21 protein-coding genes and 1 pseudogene are annotated in these 21,719 nt (G+C 64.2%); 14 read left to right on the top strand and 8 right to left on the bottom strand.

From position 1 onward, the window contains the following. The first annotated feature begins 4 nt into the window (after positions 1-4). From NQ204_RS14660 to NQ204_RS14640, 5 genes are all read left to right on the top strand, one after another. Positions 5-334 (top strand): ArsR/SmtB family transcription factor, encoded by a 330-nt coding sequence (locus NQ204_RS14660; protein ID WP_116862535.1) that lies wholly within the window; start codon positions 5-7, stop codon positions 332-334. A 37-nt stretch (positions 335-371) separates the two neighbouring features. Further along, positions 372-875, top strand: coding sequence for an arsenate reductase ArsC (locus NQ204_RS14655; RefSeq protein ID WP_256644252.1), 504 nt, complete (start codon positions 372-374; stop codon positions 873-875). Between the two features lie 14 nt (positions 876-889). Then, positions 890-1,921, top strand: a complete 1,032-nt coding sequence (arsB, locus tag NQ204_RS14650) for an ACR3 family arsenite efflux transporter (protein ID WP_256644251.1) — start codon at positions 890-892, stop codon at positions 1,919-1,921. A gap of 139 nt (positions 1,922-2,060) precedes the next feature. Further along, positions 2,061-3,257 (top strand): GAF domain-containing sensor histidine kinase, encoded by a 1,197-nt coding sequence (locus NQ204_RS14645; protein ID WP_116862538.1) that lies wholly within the window; start codon positions 2,061-2,063, stop codon positions 3,255-3,257. Positions 3,258-3,494: 237 nt separating this feature from the next. Further along, on the top strand, positions 3,495-4,127 hold the full coding sequence (locus NQ204_RS14640) for a DUF4253 domain-containing protein (RefSeq protein WP_256644250.1): 633 nt from the start codon (positions 3,495-3,497) through the stop codon (positions 4,125-4,127). 145 nt (positions 4,128-4,272) lie between these two features. On the opposite strand, the gene NQ204_RS14635 is transcribed toward NQ204_RS14640, so the two are convergent. After that, positions 4,273-5,778, bottom strand: a complete 1,506-nt coding sequence (locus NQ204_RS14635) for a YifB family Mg chelatase-like AAA ATPase (RefSeq protein WP_256644249.1) — start codon at positions 5,776-5,778, stop codon at positions 4,273-4,275. Between the two features lie 241 nt (positions 5,779-6,019). Between NQ204_RS14635 and NQ204_RS14630 the strand changes: the two genes are divergently transcribed. Further along, positions 6,020-6,850 carry an alpha/beta fold hydrolase gene (locus tag NQ204_RS14630; protein WP_488192366.1) on the top strand — a complete coding sequence of 277 codons (831 nt, stop codon included), beginning with the start codon at positions 6,020-6,022 and terminating at the stop codon, positions 6,848-6,850. Between the two features lie 51 nt (positions 6,851-6,901). On the opposite strand, the gene NQ204_RS14625 is transcribed toward NQ204_RS14630, so the two are convergent. Beyond that, positions 6,902-7,711, bottom strand: coding sequence for an SDR family oxidoreductase (locus NQ204_RS14625; RefSeq protein ID WP_256644248.1), 810 nt, complete (start codon positions 7,709-7,711; stop codon positions 6,902-6,904). A 550-nt stretch (positions 7,712-8,261) separates the two neighbouring features. Here NQ204_RS14625 and NQ204_RS14620 point away from each other — a divergent pair. The 5 genes from NQ204_RS14620 to NQ204_RS14600 all read left to right on the top strand — a co-directional run bounded on the left by NQ204_RS14620 (position 8,262) and on the right by NQ204_RS14600 (position 14,201). Beyond that, a complete protein-coding gene (locus NQ204_RS14620; RefSeq protein ID WP_256644247.1) occupies positions 8,262-8,447 on the top strand; it encodes a hypothetical protein in 186 nt (61 codons plus the stop codon). A gap of 66 nt (positions 8,448-8,513) precedes the next feature. Then, entirely contained in the window at positions 8,514-9,806 is a 1,293-nt protein-coding gene (locus NQ204_RS14615; protein WP_256644246.1) for an ABC transporter permease, read from the top strand. Next, positions 9,803-11,038 carry an ABC transporter permease gene (locus tag NQ204_RS14610; protein WP_256644245.1) on the top strand — a complete coding sequence of 412 codons (1,236 nt, stop codon included), beginning with the start codon at positions 9,803-9,805 and terminating at the stop codon, positions 11,036-11,038. Before NQ204_RS14615 ends, NQ204_RS14610 begins: the two co-directional genes overlap by 4 nt. Positions 11,039-11,059: 21 nt before the next feature. After that, positions 11,060-13,132, top strand: a complete 2,073-nt coding sequence (locus NQ204_RS14605; protein WP_343238523.1) for a peptidase domain-containing ABC transporter — start codon at positions 11,060-11,062, stop codon at positions 13,130-13,132. Positions 13,133-13,151: 19 nt separating this feature from the next. Beyond that, positions 13,152-14,201 (top strand): radical SAM protein, encoded by a 1,050-nt coding sequence (locus NQ204_RS14600; protein ID WP_256644244.1) that lies wholly within the window; start codon positions 13,152-13,154, stop codon positions 14,199-14,201. A gap of 69 nt (positions 14,202-14,270) precedes the next feature. On the opposite strand, the gene ubiK is transcribed toward NQ204_RS14600, so the two are convergent. Beyond that, entirely contained in the window at positions 14,271-14,525 is a 255-nt protein-coding gene (ubiK, locus tag NQ204_RS14595; protein ID WP_116862547.1) for a ubiquinone biosynthesis accessory factor UbiK, read from the bottom strand. 135 nt (positions 14,526-14,660) lie between these two features. On the opposite strand from ubiK, the gene NQ204_RS14590 reads away from it, so the two are divergent. After that, positions 14,661-14,999, top strand: coding sequence for a P-II family nitrogen regulator (locus NQ204_RS14590; protein WP_116862548.1), 339 nt, complete (start codon positions 14,661-14,663; stop codon positions 14,997-14,999). Between the two features lie 138 nt (positions 15,000-15,137). Here the strand turns inward: NQ204_RS14590 and NQ204_RS14585 are convergent, their stop codons facing one another. From NQ204_RS14585 to NQ204_RS14575, 4 genes and pseudogenes are all read right to left on the bottom strand, one after another. Continuing rightward, on the bottom strand, positions 15,138-15,797 hold the full coding sequence (locus NQ204_RS14585; RefSeq protein ID WP_116862549.1) for an RIO1 family regulatory kinase/ATPase domain-containing protein: 660 nt from the start codon (positions 15,795-15,797) through the stop codon (positions 15,138-15,140). A 212-nt stretch (positions 15,798-16,009) separates the two neighbouring features. Further along, on the bottom strand, positions 16,010-16,447 hold the full coding sequence (locus NQ204_RS14580) for an alpha/beta fold hydrolase (RefSeq protein ID WP_256644243.1): 438 nt from the start codon (positions 16,445-16,447) through the stop codon (positions 16,010-16,012). Positions 16,448-16,499: 52 nt separating this feature from the next. After that, positions 16,500-16,763 (bottom strand): annotated as a pseudogene (locus tag NQ204_RS19695) (alpha/beta hydrolase); the annotation flags it as partial. 6 nt (positions 16,764-16,769) lie between these two features. After that, on the bottom strand, positions 16,770-17,279 hold the full coding sequence (locus tag NQ204_RS14575) for an alpha/beta hydrolase (RefSeq protein ID WP_256644242.1): 510 nt from the start codon (positions 17,277-17,279) through the stop codon (positions 16,770-16,772). Between the two features lie 416 nt (positions 17,280-17,695). On the opposite strand from NQ204_RS14575, the gene NQ204_RS14570 reads away from it, so the two are divergent. Next, positions 17,696-18,601, top strand: coding sequence for an aspartyl/asparaginyl beta-hydroxylase domain-containing protein (locus NQ204_RS14570; RefSeq protein WP_165835661.1), 906 nt, complete (start codon positions 17,696-17,698; stop codon positions 18,599-18,601). Positions 18,602-18,758: 157 nt separating this feature from the next. On the opposite strand, the gene speE is transcribed toward NQ204_RS14570, so the two are convergent. Next, positions 18,759-19,610: a polyamine aminopropyltransferase gene (speE, locus tag NQ204_RS14565; protein WP_116862552.1), complete on the bottom strand. Its 852-nt coding sequence runs from the start codon at positions 19,608-19,610 to the stop codon at positions 18,759-18,761. Between the two features lie 191 nt (positions 19,611-19,801). Here speE and speA point away from each other — a divergent pair, with 191 nt between their 5' ends. Beyond that, positions 19,802-21,691 carry an arginine decarboxylase gene (gene speA / locus NQ204_RS14560; protein ID WP_116862553.1) on the top strand — a complete coding sequence of 630 codons (1,890 nt, stop codon included), beginning with the start codon at positions 19,802-19,804 and terminating at the stop codon, positions 21,689-21,691. The last annotated feature ends 28 nt before the right edge of the window (positions 21,692-21,719 follow it).

Raw genomic sequence — 21,719 nt, 5'->3', positions numbered from 1 at the left:
AAATATGGAAACGTCAAATGCAATCTCCGCCCTGACCGCTCTGGGCCATGGCACCCGCTTGGCCGCCTTCCGCCTGCTGGTGGAGGCGGGCCCGGCAGGCCGCATGGCCGGTGACATCGCCACGGCCCTGCAGGTCCCCCCGGCAACGCTCAGCTTCCACCTGAAAGAGCTGGCACAGGCCGGCTTGGTGGAGAGTGAAAGCCAGGGCCGGAACGTCTGCTACCGCGCGAACTTCACTGCCATGACAGGTCTGATCGAGTACCTCACGCACAACTGTTGCGCGGGCTCGCCCAGCGAGCAGTGCGCGCCCACGGCCCCGCAGTGCAAGTGCTGAAGCCACACCCACCCTGTGCAACCAAAGCGACGGCACCATGACCTGCAACGTCCTGTTCCTCTGCACGGGCAACAGCGCCCGCAGCGTTCTTGCCGAAGCCACGCTGCGTGCGTGGGGCGGCCGCCGCTTCAATGCCTTCAGCGCTGGCAGCCAACCCACCGGTCAGATCAATCCATTCGCGCTCGCGCAGCTGCAGGCCGAAGGCATGCCCATCGATGGGCTGCGCAGCAAGTCGTGGGATGAATTCGCCGATGGCGTGCAGATGGACATGGTGATCACCGTATGTGATTCAGCCGCCGCCGAATCCTGCCCGGTGGTCTTTGGTGATTTCATCCGCAGCCACTGGGGCCAGCCAGACCCGGCTGCGGTGGATGGCAGCGATGCGGACAAGGCAGCGGCATTTGCACAGGCGCACATCCTGGTGAAGTCGCGCCTGCACGCGCTGCTGGACCTGCCCCAAGGCCTATGGGCTGATCGCCCGGCGCTGCAGCGTGCGTTGGACGGCATCGGCCAGCTGCAACCGGCCGACAGCTCACCGTGAACGCACCAGCACCGATGCGCTTGTTCGAGCGCCACCTGACCCTGTGGGTTGCGCTCTGCATCGCAGCCGGCACGCTGCTCGGCCACTTCCTGCCCGGCACGTTTGCAGCACTGGCCTCTGCCGAGGTGGCGAAGGTCAACCTGCCGGTGGCGGTGCTGATCTGGCTGATGATCATTCCGATGCTTCTGAAGGTGGACTACGGCACCATGCGCCAGTTGCAGCAGCACTGGAAAGGCATCGGGGTGACGTTGTTCATCAATTGGGCCGTCAAACCGTTCTCGATGGCATTGCTGGGGTGGATATTCCTGCGCCACGTCTTTGCGGATTGGTTGCCGGCTGGGCAGGCTGACAGCTACATCGCGGGGCTTATCCTGCTGGCGGCTGCGCCATGCACGGCGATGGTGTTCGTCTGGAGCAACCTGTGCCGCGGTGATGCGAACTTCACCTTGAGCCAGGTGGCGCTGAACGACGCGATCATGGTGGTTGCCTATGCCCCTGTGGTCGCGTTGCTGCTGGGCATTTCAGCGATCACGGTTCCCTGGGCCACGCTGTTGCTGTCCGTAGGCCTGTACATCTTGGCACCGGTGCTGGTGGCTGCCCTGCTACGGCGTTGGCTGCTCGCCCGCAACGGGGCGGTCGGAATGGAACGCGTGTTGCGCACGCTCGGAACGTTGTCGCTGGCGGCATTGCTGCTGACCCTGGTGCTGCTGTTCGGCTTCCAGGGGCAGCAGATCCTGGGGCAGCCGCTGGTGATCGCGTTGATCGCCGTACCCATCCTGGTGCAGGTCTATTTCACCTCGGGCCTGGCCTATCTGCTCAACCGTCGGCTTGGGGTGGCGCATTGCATTGCCGGGCCATCGGCGTTGATCGGCGCGAGCAACTTCTTCGAGCTTGCCGTAGCAGCCGCCGTAGGGTTGTTTGGCGTGCATTCGGGAGCGGCCTTGGCGACTGTTGTGGGGGTATTGATCGAGGTGCCGGTGATGCTGTCCGTAGTTCGGATCGTGAACCGAACTCAAGGTTGGTATGAGCGGAATGGGAGGATCTGACCAGGTTGCGGTTGCTGGACAACGACTGATTCCAGCCGGTGGCGGACATCCATCCCCGACCGCACACGCCCCTTGAGCCTTCCCGGCTGCCCCGGCGGTTTCATGGGATGATGCGCCACCACGCCCCGGCTGCCAGCACATGCATACCCTGACCGATCCCAATCTGCTGAACGACATCGCTGAGATCGGTCGTATCGAGGCGGTACCGCGCATCCTCGAAACCGTGGCCCATATCACCGGTTCGCGATTCGCGGCGATTGCCCGGGTGACCGAGACGAGCTGGACGGCCTGCGCCACCTTGGACACGCTGGGGTTTGGCCTCGTTCCTGGCGGGCAACTGGTTCTGGAAACCACCATCTGCGACGAGATCAGGCAGTCACCCACCTCGGTCGTGTTCGCGCACGCCAGTGCACACCCGCTGTATTCCAAACACCACACCCCGCGGATCTACGGGCTTGAGAGTTATGCGTCGGTTCCGATCCATCGCCCGGACGGCAGCTTCTTCGGTACTCTCTGCGCCATTGATTCGACGCCGGGCAACTTCGATGAAGTGCATGTCCGACGCTCGATGGAGCTGCTTGCCGATCTTGTTGGGCACTACCTCGACAAGGAGGATCGCCTGCTGGAAGCACAGACAGCGCTGTCCGATGCGCAGCGGGATTCAGACCTGCGCGATCAGTTCATTGCGGTGCTGGGCCATGATCTTCGCAGCCCGCTGCAGGCGATCAGCGTTGCTGCGGATTCGCTGGACATGGAGGCAACATCCGAGCGCCAGCAGCAGATGCTCGCGCACATCGCATCGGGCGTCACCCGCATGGATGGGCTGATCAGCGATGTGCTCGATTTTGCCCGGGGGCGGTTGGGCGGCGGCATTCCGATCTCGCTCCGCGAAAGCCACTCGTTGCAGGCAGATCTTGAACGCGTGGCGGAGGAGGTGGCGATCGCTACCGGCCGCCAGGACATCAGCGTCCAGATGCAGATCGAGGGCAGCGTGGTCTGCGACCCCAGCAGGCTTTCGCAACTGCTGGCAAACCTGCTGACCAATGCCGCGCAGCACGGTGAGCGCTCTGCGCCTGTCACGTTGAAGGTTCACGCTGCATCCAATGGTCTGGTGCTCGCTGTGCACAATGCAGGCTGCATTCCTTCGGAAAGGCTGGGCAACATTTTCAGCCCGTTTTCCCGCGAGCAGGGCGAAGTGCCCAGGCCCGGCCTGGGCCTCGGCATCTACATCGCTTCGGAAATCGCAAGGGCTCACGGCGGGACACTCGAGGTGACGTCGGATGAAGGCGCCGGAACTGTGTTCACGTTCCAGATGCCGAGCGCGGTACGTCCGTAAGGGCAGGGGGAATGCTGCTTCCTGAAGCGCGACCGGCACCCTCGACAGCCACCGCACCCCGCCCGCCTACCGATCGCCGACGGCGTCATTGCGGTGGCGGTTACCTTCTGGGCTGTGTGGGCGCAGCCGAGGTCCGAGGAGGTCTACTCACCTCTTCATGGCAGACGCCGGCTGGCGCGGCAGCCCGCGCAGAGGGACGGAGCTAGCGCTTGGCATCATTCAAGGATTGGACACAGCATGAAAAGGTACGCAGCCATTGGAAGGATGTTTGCACTCCTTCTTGCAGCATCAGGCTTGAATGCTTGCGTCGGTACGCCGCCGCCGCCCCAGGGGACGTCGCAGGCGCTGCTCGCCACGGTTACGAAGTCAGACGTTCGCGACTATTGGACAAATGACTTTGGCAGGGCAAAGCGAACGGGTGGATATTCCGTCATCGTGCCTGTCGAGAGTGCGCAGACGCTGCTTGAGTCGATTCGGGGAAAGGTGCCCTCTGGCTACGTCGCTTTTGTTGGAACAACCCACAACCTCGATGATCCGAGGATCAGGGGCGCTGAACTGGTGGTGGCACCAGGTCAGGACCAGTTTGACATCGTCCGCCTCGCAGCTACCGATGCTGTCAACCATGACATGACCACCGATCAGATCATCGAAGAGCTGAAACGGTGGGACGCTCAATTCGGGATTGATATCCGGCAAGCTGAGACCGACACCATTCAACTCAAGCTCAAGACTATTCCAGCGGATCTTCCAGAGTTTTCCCAAAGGCTTTACGCGTTCTGCCCGGATATCGTTGATCAAGGGGTCGGTGACATCGAGTCACTTCAGGCGGCGGTCAAACAGGAAGGAGTGATCGTCCTTTGGTGGGACTAGTCGCGTGGCGCCTGGTCGAGGAATTACCGAAGTTATCAGTCAAGCTGTAGAAGTCAGGGCAAGGCGAATCCTGGGTGACAGTGGGCGGCAGCAGGTAGTGGCGATGCGTCCCTGACAGGGAACTTTGCAGGTAGCGGAGATGCTTTCAGGCAGCCGCCTTGCCCCGATCCAGCTGCCGATATCCAATGGCCTCCGCCAGGTGCGCCGTCCCGATTCCCTCGCACGTATCCAGATCCGCAATCGTCCTCGCCACCCGCAGAATCCGGTGCATCGCCCGAGCCGACAGCTGCAGCCGCTCGATCGCCTGCTCCAGCAGATCCTGATCGCCCTCGCTCAACCGCGTACACGCTCTCAGTGCTGCCGGTGGCAGATGCGCATTCAGCCCACCTCGCGCGCGCTGCCGTGCATGCGCTGCTTCGACCCGTGCCCGCACCACCGCACTTGGTTCGCCCAGCGGGGTGCTCTCGCGCAGTTCCACTGCATCCATCCTGGCCACGCTGATATGCAGGTCGATGCGATCCAGCAACGGCCCAGAGACCCGCGCGCGGTAGCGGGTGATGCGCTCATCGGTGCACAGGCAACGATTGCTGCGGTCGCCTGCCCATCCACACGGGCAGGGGTTCATCGCCGCCACCAACTGGAAGCGCGCCGGGTACTGCACGCTACGCGCGGCACGCGCGATGCGGATGTGTCCGGACTCCAAGGGCTCACGCAGGGTCTCCAGGGCACTGCGGTTCCATTCCGGCAGCTCGTCCAGGAACAGCACGCCGTGATGCGCCAGCGAGATCTCGCCGGGGCAGGGTGGATTGCCACCGCCCACCAAGGCCGCCGCACTCGCGCTGTGGTGGGGCGCGCGGAACGGCCGCTGCCGCCAGCGCCTCGGGTCCAGGCCTTCGCCACTGACCGAGGCAATCGCGGCCAGCTGCAGCGCCTCATCTTCTCCGGTCTCCGGCAGCAGGCTGGGCAGGCGCGAGGCCAGCAGGGTCTTGCCGCAGCCGGGGCTGCCGATCAGCAGCAGATGGTGGCCACCGGCGGCGGCCACTTCCAATGCGCGCCGCGCGAGTGCCTGCCCGCGCACGTCGGCCAGATCGGGAAGGGGCAGTGGTGTGGTGTCCACGCGCTGCACCGGCGGCAGCAGACGTGGGTTGCCCAGCCCGGCGCAACACTCCAGCAGGGTGCGGGCCACGCGCACGTCGGCATGCTCGGCCAGGGCAGCCTCAGCAGCATTGCCCGGCGGCACCACAAGGATGCGCCCGGCCTCGGCGGCGGCAATCGCGGCGGGCAGCGCGCCGCTGACCGGACGCAGTTCGCCGGTCAGGCCCAGCTCGCCGAGGAACTCGTAACGCAGCAGCGACTGTGGATCGACCTGGCCGCTGGCGGCGAGGATGCCCAGCGCGATGGCCAGATCGTAGCGGCCGCCTTCCTTGGGCAGGTCCGCCGGGGCCAGGTTCAAGGTGATGCGCCGCTGCGGGAAATCGAAGCGCGCGCAGAGCAGGGCGGCACGCACGCGCTCGCGTGACTCGCGCACGCTGGCTTCGGCCAGGCCGACGATCTGGGTGACCGGCAGGCCGCCGGACAGATGCACTTCCACCCGCACCAATGGGGCATCGACCCCGGCACGGGCACGGCTGTAGACCAGCGCCAGGCTCATGTGTGAATTCCTGCGGAGAGGTGCTTGATGGTGCGACGCGGATGCAACTGATCGCCATCAGGGTTTTCAGAGCGCGCGGCTAGGGGATCGCCCACAACTAATAGCAATGACCTATGGCATGGGGTAAGTGGTGTGGTAGCGCACTACATTACCAGCACGACTTACCGCGAGTCGCGGTTCGGCGCATCGGCGCCAGCCTCCTCATCCCAAGGGTCTGCGCGCACCCGACAGGGGGCGCTTGATGGGCAAGGCAATGACGATGTGGGCAGCCGCCCTCCTGCTGGCGACCGCCGGGCTGGCGCACGCGGGCGAGATTTTGGTCAGGCGCGGGGGCTACACGCTGCAGGGCGAGGAATCGGGGTCGGGCACCACCACGGTGGTCTTCGAGGCCGGCTTCGGACAGGGCCCGGGTGCATGGAAGCAGGTGATCGCCGGGCTGGGGGCAGACTACCGGAGCGTCGCCTATGCGCGGGCAGGGCTGGGCAAGTCAGGCAGCGATGGCGAGACCAAGCGCATTGATGATCACCTGAGTGATCTGAGCGCGCTGATCGAGACCGTCGCGCCGGGCCAGCAGGTGATCCTGGTCGGTCATTCCTACGGCGGGCTGCTGGTGACGGAGTTCGCGAGGCGCCATCCGCAGCGCGTGCGCGGCATCGTGCTGGTGGACCCGGCCACGATAAGCCAGCGCCTCGCCTACAGGACGGCGGATGCGGCGCGGGTGCAGGCCGATGATGCCGCGCTGCTGGCGATGCTGCCGCCGTCGATGGCCGCAGACTACCGCGTGCTGGTCGAGCAGCTTGATGCGGCAGATGCTGCGGGCGAGCGTGCGATGCCGGACGTGCCGGTGGCACTACTGACTGCAACCCAAGTGGCCGACAAGCCGTTGGTCTTCGAAGAAACCGCGGCGGGCAAGGTGATCTGGAGGGCGCAGCACGCGCTGCTGTTCTCGACCTTCGCACGCGGCGTGCATCGCTATGTTGCTACCGGCCACAGCATCGCGAAGGAGGACCCGCCGGCGGTGGTGCAGGCCATCGGTGAGATGGCGGCCATGCCGGCCGTTGCGGACCACTGACCCAGCGAGGCCGGCGGCGCAGGCGGCCGGCCGACTTACCGGATGCGTAGGTCAACCGTTGTCGCGGAACTCCGGATACAGGGTCATGCCGCCATCGACAAACAGCGTAGTCCCGGTGATGTAGTCGGCCATGTCCGAGGCCAACCAGACCACGGCGCGTGCGACATCTTCCGGCTCGCCGATGCGCCCGTAGGGAATCAGCTTGAGCAGCTTGGTCAGCGCTTCCTCGCTGTCCCAGGCATCGCGATTGATGGGCGTGCGGATGGCACCGGGCGCCAAGGCATTGACGCGGATACGGTCTGCGGCGACTTCCTGCGCCAATGACCGCGTCAGCATGCGGATACCGCCCTTCGCCGAGGCATAGTTCACGTGCCCAGCCCAAGGGATGACCTCGTGGACGGAACTGAGGGTAATGATTGAACCGGCGCTGCGCGCGGGACGATGCGCTTCAGGCTGCGAGCGGAAGCGCTTCACTGCCTCGCGCGCGCAGAGGAACTGGCCGGTGAGATTGACGTCGATCACCGCGTTCCAGTCATCCAGCGACATCTCCGCGATGGGGGCGTCTTTCTGGATACCCGAGTTGGCAACCACCACATCGATCCGGCCAAAGGCGGAGGCCGCCTCATCAAACAGGCGGATGACCTCGGCTTCCTTCGCGACGTCGGCCTGTACCGCGATCGCACGGCTGCCCTCGGCAACGATGCGATCCACCAGCTCGCGTGCCGGTTCCTCGTGCGAGTGATAGTTCACCACCACTGACGCCCCGGCCTGCGCCAGCGCCTCTGCAACGGCCAAGCCGATGCCGGAGCTGGCCCCGGTGACGAGGGCGGCATGACCTTGAAGTGGTAATGCTTGCTTCACGGAACTACTCCAGGTCCGAGGGTTGGGATCGATCAACATACACGGGTGAACGTGGGGACCGGTTACGTCAGGTAGCAGATACGCGTCGTATGTCGTACATGACTCTTCAGCGCCGCAGTTGAGTATGGGCTTACCTCGTGCCAACGATAAGTGAGGAAAGGCAGGGTGCAGCGCAGGAGATCTGCCCTGAGGTGCGCGTGACAATGGCACGTGTCTCGTCGAGCTGTTCCGACCCGGTTACACGTGTTTAATGGGCAGGCGTGGAACTTCGTGACGTTTTAGGCACGCAGCATGAGCCCGAGGATACGCAAAACGCGAAGGCTGCCAGCTCGTCACACAGTTCTCGAAACGGCTGTGCGCCAGTCACTCCCATCGATTGCGACAAGCTTTAAAACTGTCGATAGCAAGAATCTATTGGCAGTGAGTGAGGTTGAGTGGAAGAAACGAACTCGACCCGTATGAGGCCGCGGGAATCGTATTTGCCGTACATCGGCAGATCCCCATAAGCCGCTGGGCTTGTCGGGGCACATCGCAGCGCCAAGGAGAGGTTATGAAAGAGATCAGACAGACCGCTGAAACCAATCACCCATTCGTCTATGACGAGAACGGCCTTTGCGAAGTGCGTGATCCACGCGCTCTGGAAATGCTGGGCGCCGGGGGCGTCCAGGCCGCCGGCGCAGTCTGCAAGGTAAACAGCGGGAACTGCGTTTCCGGCTGTTCATGCAAGTCCTCCTGAGACCTGCACGTGATGCGCCGCTCTCGTGGCGGCGCATCTCTCTCAGCGCACCAAGGAGAGGAACGCATGCGATACGCGTTGGAACTCGCACTGTCCGGCATCCATAGATCGAAACTTCTCAGCATCCTGATCGTGCTCGCCGTAGCGACTGGCATAAGCGCGTTTGCCACGATGCTGCTGATCCGGATCGGCCTCGGGGGCGATCCTGCACCCAGCATCAGCCAGTCTCTCTATCACGTGGAGCTTGATCTGCGTGATGATGCCGCCCGATCCAGCTCTGCCCGGCCGCTGTCTGTGCTGTCGCTGCACGATGTGCAGGAAATCACCCGGCTCACCGGCGTACCGAGCGTAGCAACATCGTCATCCTGGCTTCCCTACCGGCCCATGGGAACGGATCGGCCGCTCGGCATGATTGCTGTTCGAGGTTTTACATCTGGTGCGCATTCCCTGCTCGACCTGAAGCTGCTTTCCGGGGCCTTCTGGCGATCCGATGATGACCAGAATGGCGCGCGCGTTGCAGTGATCTCGCGATCACTCTCGAGGGAGCTGTTCGGATCGGAAACGGCGGTGGGCAGACAGGTCGAGCTGGCCACGCGAAGCTTCTCGATCGTCGGCGTCGTGGAGGACTGGAATCCCATTCCACGATTCCACGATCTTCGAGGCAGTGCCTATGCGGAAAGCGAGCGTCTTTACATTCCGTTGGCAGCATGGCGTGCGCTGCCAAAGGACTACGGGATGGGCGCCATGTCCTGTCGCAATGGCGTCCATGAGAATCCGGAGAGCGCATCGTGTGCCTGGTTGCAGCTATGGGTCAAGCTGAACGATGCGCGGGCGCTTGGCGCTTTCACCAGTGCACTGCACAGCTATGGACTGGCGCAGGTCGATTCAGGCAGAGCCACTGGCGTGTTCTCCCGCGTGGCACCGCTCAAGGAGTGGCTGGCGATCAATGACGTAATTCCTGATGAAGTCAGTACACAGCTGTGGTTCGCAGCCGGTGTCCTGGTCATCTGCCTCGTGAATGCCGCCGGACTCTTCCTGGCTGGCTTCGTGGGTCGGTCCAGGGAGATCGCCATTCGCCGGTCGCTTGGCGCAACCCGTGGAGACATCGTAAGGCAGCTCGCCGTTCAGTCAGCGGTGCTGGGGGCCGCCGGAGGGCTCGTTTCCATTCCAATGGTCCTCCTCGGATTCCAGGTCGTGCAGGATCTCTCCAGTGCGTATGCATCGCACCTTTCCATTGCGTGGTGGTACGTGGCCCTGTGCCCCCTGATCGCGGCGATGTCTGCACTTCTGTCGGCGTCGATTCCGCTGTGGAGAGCCAGCCAGCGGTTCGTATCGTTGCGCATGGGGGAAGTCCCATGACGATGGCTCACGCGATGATGACGACGCTGAGAACGGTGTCGAAGCACCTCACCGTCGTTGGCCTCATGGTGCTTCAGATCTCAGTGTCCATGGCGGTGCTTGCAAACATAGCCACGATTGTTCTGGAGGCTTCGGAGCGCATCGATGCCGAGTCCGGCCTGAGTGAGGCCCGTATCGCCGTGGTGCAGAACATAGGCGTCATCGGCTTCGAAGACGCTGCAACCAGTTCGGGTGCTGGGCTGCGTTCACTGCGGGACGTGCCAGGTATCAGCGCCGCAGCACTCGGCCCGGTCCCTTTCGCGGTGGAGCGTGGGTCGGTGCGGCTGGAGAAGTCCAACCGCGATGCGTCAGGGCACCCGTATATCTACTTTGGAAGCGAGCAGCTCGCGAGCGTGCTGGGCACGTCAGTTGTCCAGGGCGTTGCACTGGATAGCCTGCAGGCACCCGCCGTAGAGGACGTACTTGAGCCCAACAGCACGTTGGCCGTACCTGCGGTCGTCACCCAGAGTCTTGCCAAGCGCCTATTCCCTGCGGGGGGCGCCATTGGAAAAATGATCCACACCGAGGTGTGGGGCAGCTATCCGCTGACCCTGCGAGTTGTGGGTATCACGGCAGACTTCAGGAGCGCATCCACCGGTGATGCCAGCGACTACGAGGCCGTGATCTCGGAAGTAAAGATCGATGCCCAGAGTATCGGGGGGCTGTATGCCGTCCGTCGAAACGTGCCATTTGATCTAGAGGCGAAGCGGGCCGTGACTCGCGCCCTGTCCTCGTCCATGCCGGGCTTTGTACAGGAGCCCGTTCGCTCAGTGGCCGAGCTCAGGACAGCGCACTTCGCCAAAGACGCATCCAGATCAAGTGTGTTGCTGGCAGTAGTTGTTGTTGTGACCGCTTCGTCAGCCCTGGGGATTTTCGGAATGAGTCATTACTGGGTCTCTGCCAGACACCGGTCGATTGCCATCCGGCGCGCGCTTGGGGCATCCCGACGTGACGTGGTGGCTCTCTTCGCCGTGGAGAGTGCCGTTGTTGCCGGGCTTGGCGTGACCCTGGGTGCGGGGTTTGCCGTAGCGGGGAACCGTCTTCTCGCGAGCCAGCTGGAGATGGCTGCAGTAAGCGCCGCGTCGGTGGCGCTGGGTGCGGGACTGACGTTGCTGAGTTGCCAGATCGCCGCGCTGATTCCCGCTCTGGGCGCGGCCAAGGTTGATCCCGCCTTGGCGTTTCGCCAGCGATGACCGCGTGTCCAGGAGAATAGCATGGTGCTTGGGCTGTGGAATCGCTGGATGCTTCGGAGTCGAGACGTCGTCCTTCAGTCCGAGTCAACGGAGTGTGGTCTGGCGTGCTTGGCGATGATCGCTGCCAGATTCGATCGGCGGGTAACCCTTCGCTGGCTGCGGCGTCGATACCCGGTTTCACTTCGAGGTACGACGGTTGCTCGTCTCTCGGAGATTGCCCGCGACCTTGGCTTGCAGCACCGCGTGTTTGCCGGAACCGGGTCAGCACTGAGAAAGCTTGATGCGACCTGCGTTATTCTGGTTGATGGCTGCCATTTTGTGGTCGTCGAGCGACTTGGATCCGAGCAGTTTCTTGTGCTCGACCCGGCTGTCGGTGAGATGGTTCTTTCCTGCGCCGAATTGGAGAAGCGATTCTCCGGTGCATTGCTTCGGTTTACTGGCGGTAGCAGACAGTGTGAAGACATGCCGGTGGAGCCAAGCCCCTGGTCGGCGCTGACGTCGCAGATGCGTCCACGCAGGCTCCGGTATCTCCCAATACTGCTTCTAGCTTTAGTGGCGGAGCTGCTTACGGTCGCAGCGCCTTTGTACATCCAGTCCGCGGTAGATGGTCTAGGGGGCACTGGAGTATTAAGTGCGGAAGGCCTGTTGCTCATATTCGCTTTCATTGCGATTGCGAGGGTAGGGGCTACTTCCATCCGCGCTCTGCTCACTGCAGACCTGGGTGCTTCGATTGTTGGCGGGCTTTCGAACAGTGTGTTTGGCCGGATACTGGAGCTTCCTCCGTCCTACTTCCTGCGCAGGCATCCAGCAGATGTCATCTCGCGGCTGGGATCGGTGCACGAAGTTCAGGAGCTTGCATCGTCCGGGATCGTGGAATGCGCGGTCGATGCGCTTGCGCTGTTCATCCTGCTGGCGGCGTGCTGTACCTATAGCCTCCCGCTTGCGGTGATGGCCGCTTCTGGAGCGGCTTTGTGCATGGCCCTTCGGGTATCCACGTCAGGTCGTGTAGGCGTCGCGTGCAACGTGCTCGCAAACAGGCTCGCATCGCAGGACCGTGAGGTGATCGAGACCGTGCGTGCAGCACAGACGGTCAAGCTGAACGGAATGGAGCGACTCAGGGGTGACCGGTTCCGCAGGGGCAACTCGTCACTTATCAGAGCGAGTATTTCTCTTCAGCGCATGGCTATCTTTTCGCAGTCCGGAAGCGATGTCATTCTCGCTCTCTTGACGGTTCTCGTGGTCCACGTAGGCGTGTTGGCGGTTGATAGCGGAGTTCTATCCGTCGGTGCTCTTGTCGCCGTGACCATCTATGTCGAAATGATCTGCCAGCGCGCAAGTGCGCTCGTACCAAAAGTGATGGACGTAAAGATGGCGCGGGTGCATCTGCAGAGAATTTCGGAGGTGCTCTCCGAGCCCGCAGAGGAGTGTGCGGCCTGGGCCGGAGCGGGCGACAGACGTCCTGCGCCGTCCGTTGTCTGTCGTGGGATCCACTTTCGTTACTCCGTCGATGATCCCTGGGTGCTCAAGGATGTAAGCCTCACCATTCGGCCGGGTGAGATGGTGGCCATCGTTGGTCCGTCGGGTGTGGGTAAGTCAACGCTGTTGAGCATCCTGGCTGGTTTGGTGGCACCGACAGACGGCGTGCTTGAAGTGGACGGTCATGACGTGAAGGCCTGTCACTTGCCCCTCCTGCGCCGCCAGATTGGAACTGTCCTCCAGCAGGACACCCTGCTGTCAGGGACTGTGCTTGAGAACATCACGTTTGGGGAGGTGGCTGATATCCCGCGCGTGTGGAAATGCCTCGCTGCTGCGGGCCTCGACAACTTTGCATCGTCCCAGCCGATGGCGCTTGCGACCCAGGTGGGGGATGAAGGGCGTTTGCTGTCCGGTGGCCAGCAGAAGCGCCTTCTGTTGGCGCGCGCGCTCTATCGGGCGCCGAGAGTTCTGGTTCTGGATGAAACGCTGAGCCAGCTCGACTACGAGGCGGAGCAGCAGATCATGAGTGTCCTTTTGGGACTGCAGATGACGAGGATCATTGTGACGCACCGGGTTTCCACTCTACCGGAGGGAGTGCGTGTGATCAGGGTGGGGTAGCAACTACAAGGAGAGGTAGGTGGAGAACTTTCAGGAACGATTGAACAGGCGGTTGGAGCTGACGATCATGCCGACCGAGAAGTGCAATTTTCGATGTGTCTACTGCTACGAGGATTTCGAGATTGGTCGAATGCGTGCGCCAACCATTGCCGGAATCAAGGCGCTGGTGCGCAGGCGTGTGGAGCAGCATGGGCTGAAAGAGCTGCGTGTGGAATGGTTTGGCGGTGAGCCACTTCTAGCGAAGGGTGTTGTCCTGGAGTTGTCTCGGGACTTCCACTCGCATTCTTCCTCTGGGGCTCTCGAGCTGCTGGATTGCAGCATGACCACGAACGGTTTTGAGCTGACCCCGCCGTTGTTCAGTGAACTGATAGCACTTGGCGTGAACTTCTTCCAGATATCCCTGGATGGCGATTCGGATGCTCACGATCTGACGCGACGGTATGCCTCTGGGGCTGGCACGTTTCATCGGATCTACGAGAACCTGCTTGCGATGAAGGCCTCCAGCTTCAACTTCACGGTGATGATGCGATTGCACATCATGCCGGGAAATGAAGAAAGTCTGATGCGACTTTCGCGCCGACTGTGTGGTGACTTCAAGGCAGATGCACGCTTCACGGTGTTTCTGCGCGACATATCCAATCTTGGCGGGAAGGGCGAGTCTCTGCAGATGATTTCGCACGCCGAGGCCGTCCGGATATCCAAGCTCCTGCAGGCGCACTTTGAAGCTGAGGGCTTCTATGTCGAGAATGGAGTGGAAGCTGAGTTTGAAAGCCAGGTTTCGGTGTCAGGGCTTTCAGAGTCGAACCCGGCGTTCCAGTCACTGAAGGAATCGGGTCTCCGTGTCAGTCACGTGTGCTATGCAGCCAAACCCAACCACATGCTTATCCGAGCGGATGGGCGCATTGGGAAGTGCACCGTGGCGCTGGGCAGCGAGGGTAACGTGGTTGGGGCCTTGGCTGAAGACGGGACGGTAGCCTTGGACCCCGAGAAGATGAAGTTCTGGACGCGAGGCTTTTTGTCGGGTGACGCATCAGAACTTGGGTGTCCGCTGATCGGCCGCACTGGCTAGTCACTGCTGTGGGCGCGACCTCTGCTTTGGCAGGAGGTCGCATTCCCTCGTACGTCCACTCCGGGGCGCTCAGCCTTGGGCTGAATCCCGCCCCTCCAGCTCACGCACCAGCGCCTCCAACGCATCCAGCTTCTCGCGCGTCTTCAACAGCACCGCGCGCTGCACTTCGAATTCCTCGCGCGTCACCAGGTCCAGCTTGGCCAGGCCGGCCTGCAGCGCGGTCTTGAAGGTGGCCTGCAGTTCCTCGCGCGATTCGCGCAGGCCCGGCGGGACCAGGTCGCTCAGGCGGCGGGCGAGGTCATCGAGGTGGTTCAGGTCGATCATGGGGGTACTCCGTGGCCTGGCAGGCCGTTCTGCGCATAAGGATACTTGCGGGCCGCGCGCCCGGACAGGCGGCGGCGGTTTCGCGCCGGGCGCGTTCAGGCGCTATCCTCCACGCCGGAATACAGGAGATCGACGATGAAGATGGTCATGGCGGTGGTCAAGCCGTTCAAGCTCGACGACGTGCGCGAGGCGCTGGCCGAGCGTGGGGTTACCGGTATTACGGTGACCGAGGTGAAGGGCTTTGGCCGGCAGAAGGGCCATACCGAGCTGTACCGTGGCGCCGAGTACGTGGTCGACTTCCTGCCGAAGGTGAAGCTGGAAGTGGCGGTGACCGATGACCAGGTGGAACTGGTGGTCGAAGCCATCGTGAAGGCCGCGGGTACCGGCAAGATCGGCGACGGCAAGGTGTTCGTGTACGACCTGGGCAGCGTGGTGCGCATTCGTACCGGCGAGCTGGACGCAGACGCGCTGTAATCCGCTCTTGTAGAGCCGAGCCCACGCTCGGCTGCCGTTTCGCCGTTTCGCCGTCTTGTAGAGTCGAGCCATGCTCGACTGCGTTTCGCGCGTGATGCAGGCAGAGCAGTCGAGCATGGCGCGACTCTACAGCAGCGCTCAGCGCTGCTTCGCCCACTTGTAGAACCGCTTCCAGCCCTGGCGCACGGCCGCGACCCAGCCCGGGTCGGCCACCAGGGCGGCCTGCGCGGCGCTCGGCGCCTGGCCGGTCACGCGCTGGCGGATCTTCAGCAGATTCTTCATGTCGCTGCGGCGCATCTGCCGGCTGAGCGGGTTGCGGCGCAGCCAGCGCGGGGCGCGCCAGGCCGAGGTGAAGTCCAGCAGCACCGGCACGCCACCACTCACCACCACGTTGGTGCCGTGCAGGTCGTTGTGGGTGATGCCTGCCGCGTGCAGGCGGCTGAGCGCGTGCTGCAGCTGGTCGAACACTTCATTGCCCACCGCCTGCGCGGTGCTGAGCGTCTGGCCCGGAATGAATTCCATGCCCAGGGCGAGGCCACCGAGGGTGCCGAGCAGGGCCGGGGCGTGCTTCCAGCCACCCAGGCGCTGCAGGATGCGCGCTTCGCGGCGCACCATGAGGCGCGCGATCAGCGAAACCGGCGTGCCGCGGTAGCGGGAATAGTCCTTCACCACCGCCGGACGGCCGTCCAGGCAGGTGCGGTACACATCGGGGGCGAGGAAACGTTCACCGCGCTTGAGCAGCAGCGGGGCCACGGCGTCATCGCCGCAGGACGGGGAGGGGGAAACAGTGGAAGTCATGGCGGGGTCTCGGACGACGACCCGGTGGGTGGCGCTGCAGCGTCAAGCGAACCGGTACGACTGGGGGGAGGTAGCTAAACTTTCGTTAAGTGAATTTTAGTACCGCCGAGTTCGCTAATCCACGTTTTGTCGGAGAAATGTCGGGGCCGTAGCTGGAACAGTTCGTCACGCCTGATCGGACAATTTCGTCTCACTTAGCGCTTCAGGCCTTTTCAATCAATGGTTTGCCTGCAACTGGCCGGCAATGCGCTCACGAACGGCAGCAGTGCGTCGCGCAGCTGGTCCAGGCCGGGGTGCTCGATGGGGAAGTGGCCGCACGCCTCCAGCAGCACCCGCTGCCCGGGCGCGGCCAAGCGCTGGAATGAGCGGTCGCTGATCGCCACCGGGGTCCAGTCGTCGCAGGCGGGGTGCAGCATCAGCACCGGGCAGCGCTGGAACTGCTCGGGCTCCAGCGCCGGGGCGGTGTCGAACAGCGAGGCCAGCAGCCCCAGCGGCACGCGGTTGCCGCCGCCCAGCGGGTCGGCGCAGACCAGCGCGGTCAGGGCCGGGTCGCGCGACATGCGCTGCATGTGCGTGAACCAGCGCACCGGCACGCGCAGGCCGCGGGTGAGGCGGCTGAGGGGCCGCAGCGTGGGCAGCAGGGCGCGCATCCATGGCTGGCGTACCAGCGCGGCCTGCACCACGGGATCGCGTGGTGCAGGCCAGCGTGGTCGCCACCAGCCCCCGCACCCACGGCGGTTCGGCCGCCACCAGGTAGGCCAGATAGCCGCCGATGCTGGCGCCGAGCAGCACGATCGGGCGCGGCCGGCGCTGGTGCTCGGCCTCGATCAGGGCCAGCAGGGCCTGCTTCCAAGCGCCGTATTCGATGGCGCTCCAAGGGGCGGTGCTGAGGCCATAGCCGGGCAGGTCGGGTGCCAGCACTTCATGCCCGGCGTCGGCCAGGCCAGCCGCCAGTGGGGCAAACATGCGCCCTTAGCCGCCGGCGCCATGCACCAGCACCACGGTCGCGTCGGCATCGGGCGGGCCGTGGCGGTCCAGCTGCAGCGCCCCCCGCCCAGTGGAAGGCCTTGCTGCGGGGCATGGCGGCGGGCTGGTCCGGGAAGAAATCCCGTAGCGGGCGCTGAGGGCAGGGTAGGGGGCGGGAGCGTGGGCAGCAGGGCGCGCATCCATGGCTGGCGTACCAGCGCGGCCTGCACCACGGGATCGCGTGGTGCAGGCCAGCGTGGTCGCCACCAGCCCCCGCACCCACGGCGGTTCGGCCGCCACCAGGTAGGCCAGATAGCCGCCGATGCTGGCGCCGAGCAGCACGATCGGGCGCGGCCGGCGCTGGTGCTCGGCCTCGATCAGGGCCAGCAGGGCCTGCTTCCAAGCGCCGTATTCGATGGCGCTCCAAGGGGCGGTGCTGAGGCCATAGCCGGGCAGGTCGGGTGCCAGCACTTCATGCCCGGCGTCGGCCAGGCCAGCCGCCAGTGGGGCAAACATGCGCCCTTAGCCGCCGGCGCCATGCACCAGCACCACGGTCGCGTCGGCATCGGGCGGGCCGTGGCGGTCCAGCTGCAGCGCCCCCCGCCCAGTGGAAGGCCTTGCTGCGGGGCATGGCGGCGGGCTGGTCCGGGAAGAAATCCCGTAGCGGGCGCTGAGGGCAGGGTAGGGGGCGGGGTCGCGGGCTGGCATCCGGGCAGTGTAGGCCGGTTGTTCAGCTACGTGATGCTGAACAGGGCGCACGGGTAACTTGACCCCGGCGCAGCGGCTGCGGACCATAAGCTGTTAACTCGCGACATCGGCGGCCGCCCCCACCGGCACGTCACCGTCCCCTGCCGCGTCCCCCAACCTGGTGCTGGCCGCGCGGCCGCATCGTTCGTTTCCCTGTCCGGCGCCCGCTGGAGGAAAGTGTTTTGATCATCAAGATTGTCCTGGCAGCGCTGTTCGTGGCCTGCGTGCTGTACATCCATTACCGCGGCAAGGTCCGCGCGCGCTGGTCGCGCCAGTTGCTGGACCACTCCAGCTTCATGGCCCCGATCAACGTCATCATGTATCTGTTCTCGAAGGTGCCGACCACGCCGTTCCTGGACCCGGGCAAAGAGCTTCCGCAGCTGGAGCCGCTGCGGCAGAACTGGCAGGTGATCCGCGACGAGGCGCTGGCGCTGCGCGATGCGCAGAAGATCGCCGCCTCCAGCAGCTACAACGATGCCGGCTTCAATTCGTTCTTCCGCCGTGGCTGGAAGCGTTTCTACCTGAAGTGGTACGGCCCGTCGCACCCGTCGGCCAAGGCCATGTGCCCGAAGACCGTGGCGCTGATCGAATCGATTCCCGACGTGCGCGCGGCGATGTTCGCGCAGCTGCCGCCGGGCAGCGAACTGCGCCCGCACCGCGATCCCTTCGCCGGTTCGCTGCGCCTGCACCTGGGCCTGAGCACGCCCAACGACGATGGCTGCTACATCGTGGTGGACGGGGTGAAGAAGAGCTGGCGCGATGGCGAGTGGATGATGTTCGACGAGACCTACATCCACCACGCGCACAACGAGACCGACCAGGACCGCGTGATCCTGTTCTGCGATATCGCCCGCCCGCTGCGCTTCGGCCTGCCGGGCCTGTTCAACCGCGCGGTGGCGTCCACGCTGCTGGCCGGCGGCGCCTCGCCGAACCTGCCGGGTGACCCGACCGGTGGCGTCAACAAGGCCTTCGGGGGCGTGTACAAGGTGCGCCTGAAGGCCAAGGCCCTGCGCGAGCGCAGCGTGGTGGCCTACCAGATCATCAAGTGGGGCCTGGTGGTGGCGGTGATTGCGGGTATCTGGGCGATCTGATCCAACGTTCGCCGGGCATGGCCCGGCGCTACCGGATGCGTCCCGCCGTGTTGTAGAGCCGAGCCCATGCTCGGCCGCACTTCGCGCAGAAGCAGTCGAGCATGGCTCGACTCTACAGACAGCAGAAACCCGCGCTGTCGCCAGCGCGGGTTTTTCTTTACTTCAACGCCGCCTGCACGAACGGCGGGGTCACCAGCACGCCGGTGTGCAGCGCGGCGGTGTAGTACAGGGTATTGAAGGTCTTGGCAGCCGAGTCGGCCTGGCGGAAATCGAAGCCGCTCTCGCCCTTGCGCGCCATGGTCACGCTCCACCAGCCGGTGGGGTAGCACGGCTGCGGGAACGGCAGGGTCTTGAACGAGCCGAAGCCGGCCTTGCCCATCTCGGTGCGCATCTCGTTGATCAGCTCCAGCTGCATCAGCGGCGATTCGGACTGCTGCACCAGGATGCCGTCGTCCTTCAGAGCCTTGAAGCAGCTCTCGTAGAACGCCTTGTTGAACAGGCCTTCGCCGGGGCCGACCGGGTCGGTCGAATCGACGATCACCACGTCCACGCTGCCGGCCGGGCAGTTGGCCATGTAGGCCACGCCGTCGTCGAACAGCAGTTCGGCGCGGGCGTCATCGTTGGAATCGCACAGTTCCGGGAAGTGCTTGCGCGCCATCACGGTGACCTGCTCGTCGATATCGCACTGGGTCACGCTCTCCACGCCCTTGTGCTTGAGCACTTCGCGCAGGGTGCCGCAGTCGCCGCCACCGATGATGACCACGCGCTTGGGCGCAGCGTGGGTGAACAGCACCGGATGGCTGATCATCTCGTGGTAGAAGAAGTTGTCCTTGCTGGTCAGCATGATGGCCCCGTCGATGGTCATCAGGTTGCCCCAGTCGGTGGTCTGGAAGATCTCGATCTTCTGGAACGGCGACTGCACCTCGTCCAGCTTGCCGGTGATGCGGTAGCCGATCGCCGAGCCAGTGCGTTCGAAGTGTTCGATGTACCAGTTGCTGCTGTCAGTCATTGGATTACGGTCCTGTTCGGAGGGTTGAAGCCGGGCTGGCGGGCGGGGCCGCGTGGCACAGATGCCACATCCGGACGGATCGGCCCGTTCAGGTTCAGACCTGCCACGGGCGCGGGCGCGCATGATAACGAACCTGTGGGCATATAGGCGTTATCATGCCCCCCCTTTTATTGCCAACAAGGCCGACTGCAATGACCGATTGGTCCCTCGACCAAGCCCGCAAGACCTACTCGATCCCGCATTGGGCGGATGGTTATTTCGATGTGGATCAGGCCGGGCACATGGTGGTGAGACCGACCGGGGCAGATGGCCCGGTGGTGTCGCTGCCCAAGGTGGTGGACGCCGCACGTGCCGGCGGCGCCAAGCTGCCGCTGCTGGTGCGCTTCCCGGACATCCTCGGCCAGCGTCTGGGCAAGCTGCAGGCGGCGTTCGCCCAGGCCCAGCAGGACTGGGACTACCCGGGCGGCTACACCGCCGTGTACCCGATCAAGGTGAACCAGCACCGCGGCGTGGCCGGCACCCTGGCCAGCCACCACGGTGAAGGCTTCGGCCTGGAAGCCGGTAGCAAGCCCGAGCTGATGGCCGTGCTGGCGCTGTCGCGCCCGGGTGGCCTGATCGTCTGCAATGGCTACAAGGACCGCGAGTACATCCGCCTGGCCCTGATCGGCCGCAAGCTGGGCCTGCAGACCTTCATCGTCATCGAGAAGCCGTCCGAGCTGAAGCTGGTGCTGGAGGAATCCAGGGCGCTGGACGTGAAGCCGGGCCTCGGCGTGCGCATGCGCCTGGCCTCGCTGGGCGCCGGCAAGTGGCAGAACAGCGGTGGCGACAAGGCCAAGTTCGGCCTGTCCCCGCGCCAGCTGCTGGACCTGTGGAAGTCGCTGCGCGATACCGAATACGCCGACTGCCTGAACCTGCTGCACTTCCACATGGGGTCGCAGATTTCCAACGTGCGCGACATCGCCAACGGCATGCGCGAAGCCACCCGTTATTTCGTCGAGCTGTCACAGCTGGGCGCGAAGATCACCCATGTGGACGTGGGCGGCGGCCTGGGCGTGGATTACGAAGGCACCCGTTCGCGCAGCTTCTGCTCGATCAACTACGGGCTGAACTCGTACGCCAGCAACATCGTGCAGCCGCTGGCCAACGCCTGCGAAGAACACGGCCTGACCCCGCCGCGCATCGTCACCGAGTGCGGCCGTGCGATGACCGCCCACCACGCGGTGCTGATCGCCAATGTCTCTGAAGTGGAGCAGGCGCAGGAAGGCCGCGTGCCGGACCAGCATGACGATGAGCCGGCCTCGATCCGCCATCTGCGCGAGATCCACGAGGAACTGGACACCCGTCCGGCGGTGGAACTGTTCCAGGAAGCGCAGCATTTCCACGCCGAAGGCCTGGCCAGCTATGCGCTGGGCCAGATCGACCTGCCGCAGCGTGCGCGCATCGACGATCTGTTCTATGCCATCGCCCACGGTGTGCGTGCGCGCCTGAGCTACGACGAAAAGAGCCACCGCCCGGCGCTGGACGAACTGAACGAGCGCCTGGTCGACAAGTACTTCGTCAACTTCAGCGTGTTCGAATCGATTCCCGATGCGTGGGCGATCGACCAGGTGTTCCCGATCGTGCCGATCGAGCGCCTGAACGAGACCCCGGACCGCCGCGGCATCATCGCCGACATGACCTGCGACTCGGACGGCATGGTGAAGACCTACGTCGAGAACGAGAGCCTGGATACCTCCCTGCCGCTGCACGCGATGAAGCACGGCGAGAGCTACCGCATCGGTTTCTTCATGGTCGGTGCCTACCAGGAAATCCTGGGCGACATCCACAACCTGTTCGGCGATACCGATGCCGTGGAAGTGGTGGCCGATGCCGATGGCTACGCGATCACCCAGCAGCGCCGCGGTGACACCACCGACGTGATGCTGGATTACGTGGGCTACAAGCTGGACGACCTGCGCGCGGCCTATGCCCAGCGTGTGGCCGCGGCCGAGCTGTCGCCGGAACGTGCACAGGAACTGTCGCAGGCGCTGGAAGCCGGCCTGACCGGTTACACCTACCTGTCCGACGAACCGCTGGCGTGATGTCTGCGATGCGCCGGGGATGACCCGG

Source organism: Stenotrophomonas testudinis (genome assembly GCF_024499815.1).
Classification (GTDB): domain Bacteria; phylum Pseudomonadota; class Gammaproteobacteria; order Xanthomonadales; family Xanthomonadaceae; genus Stenotrophomonas.
The sequence above is the reverse complement of the archived record's forward strand: the minus strand, read 5'-3'. Positions and strand labels throughout refer to the sequence as shown.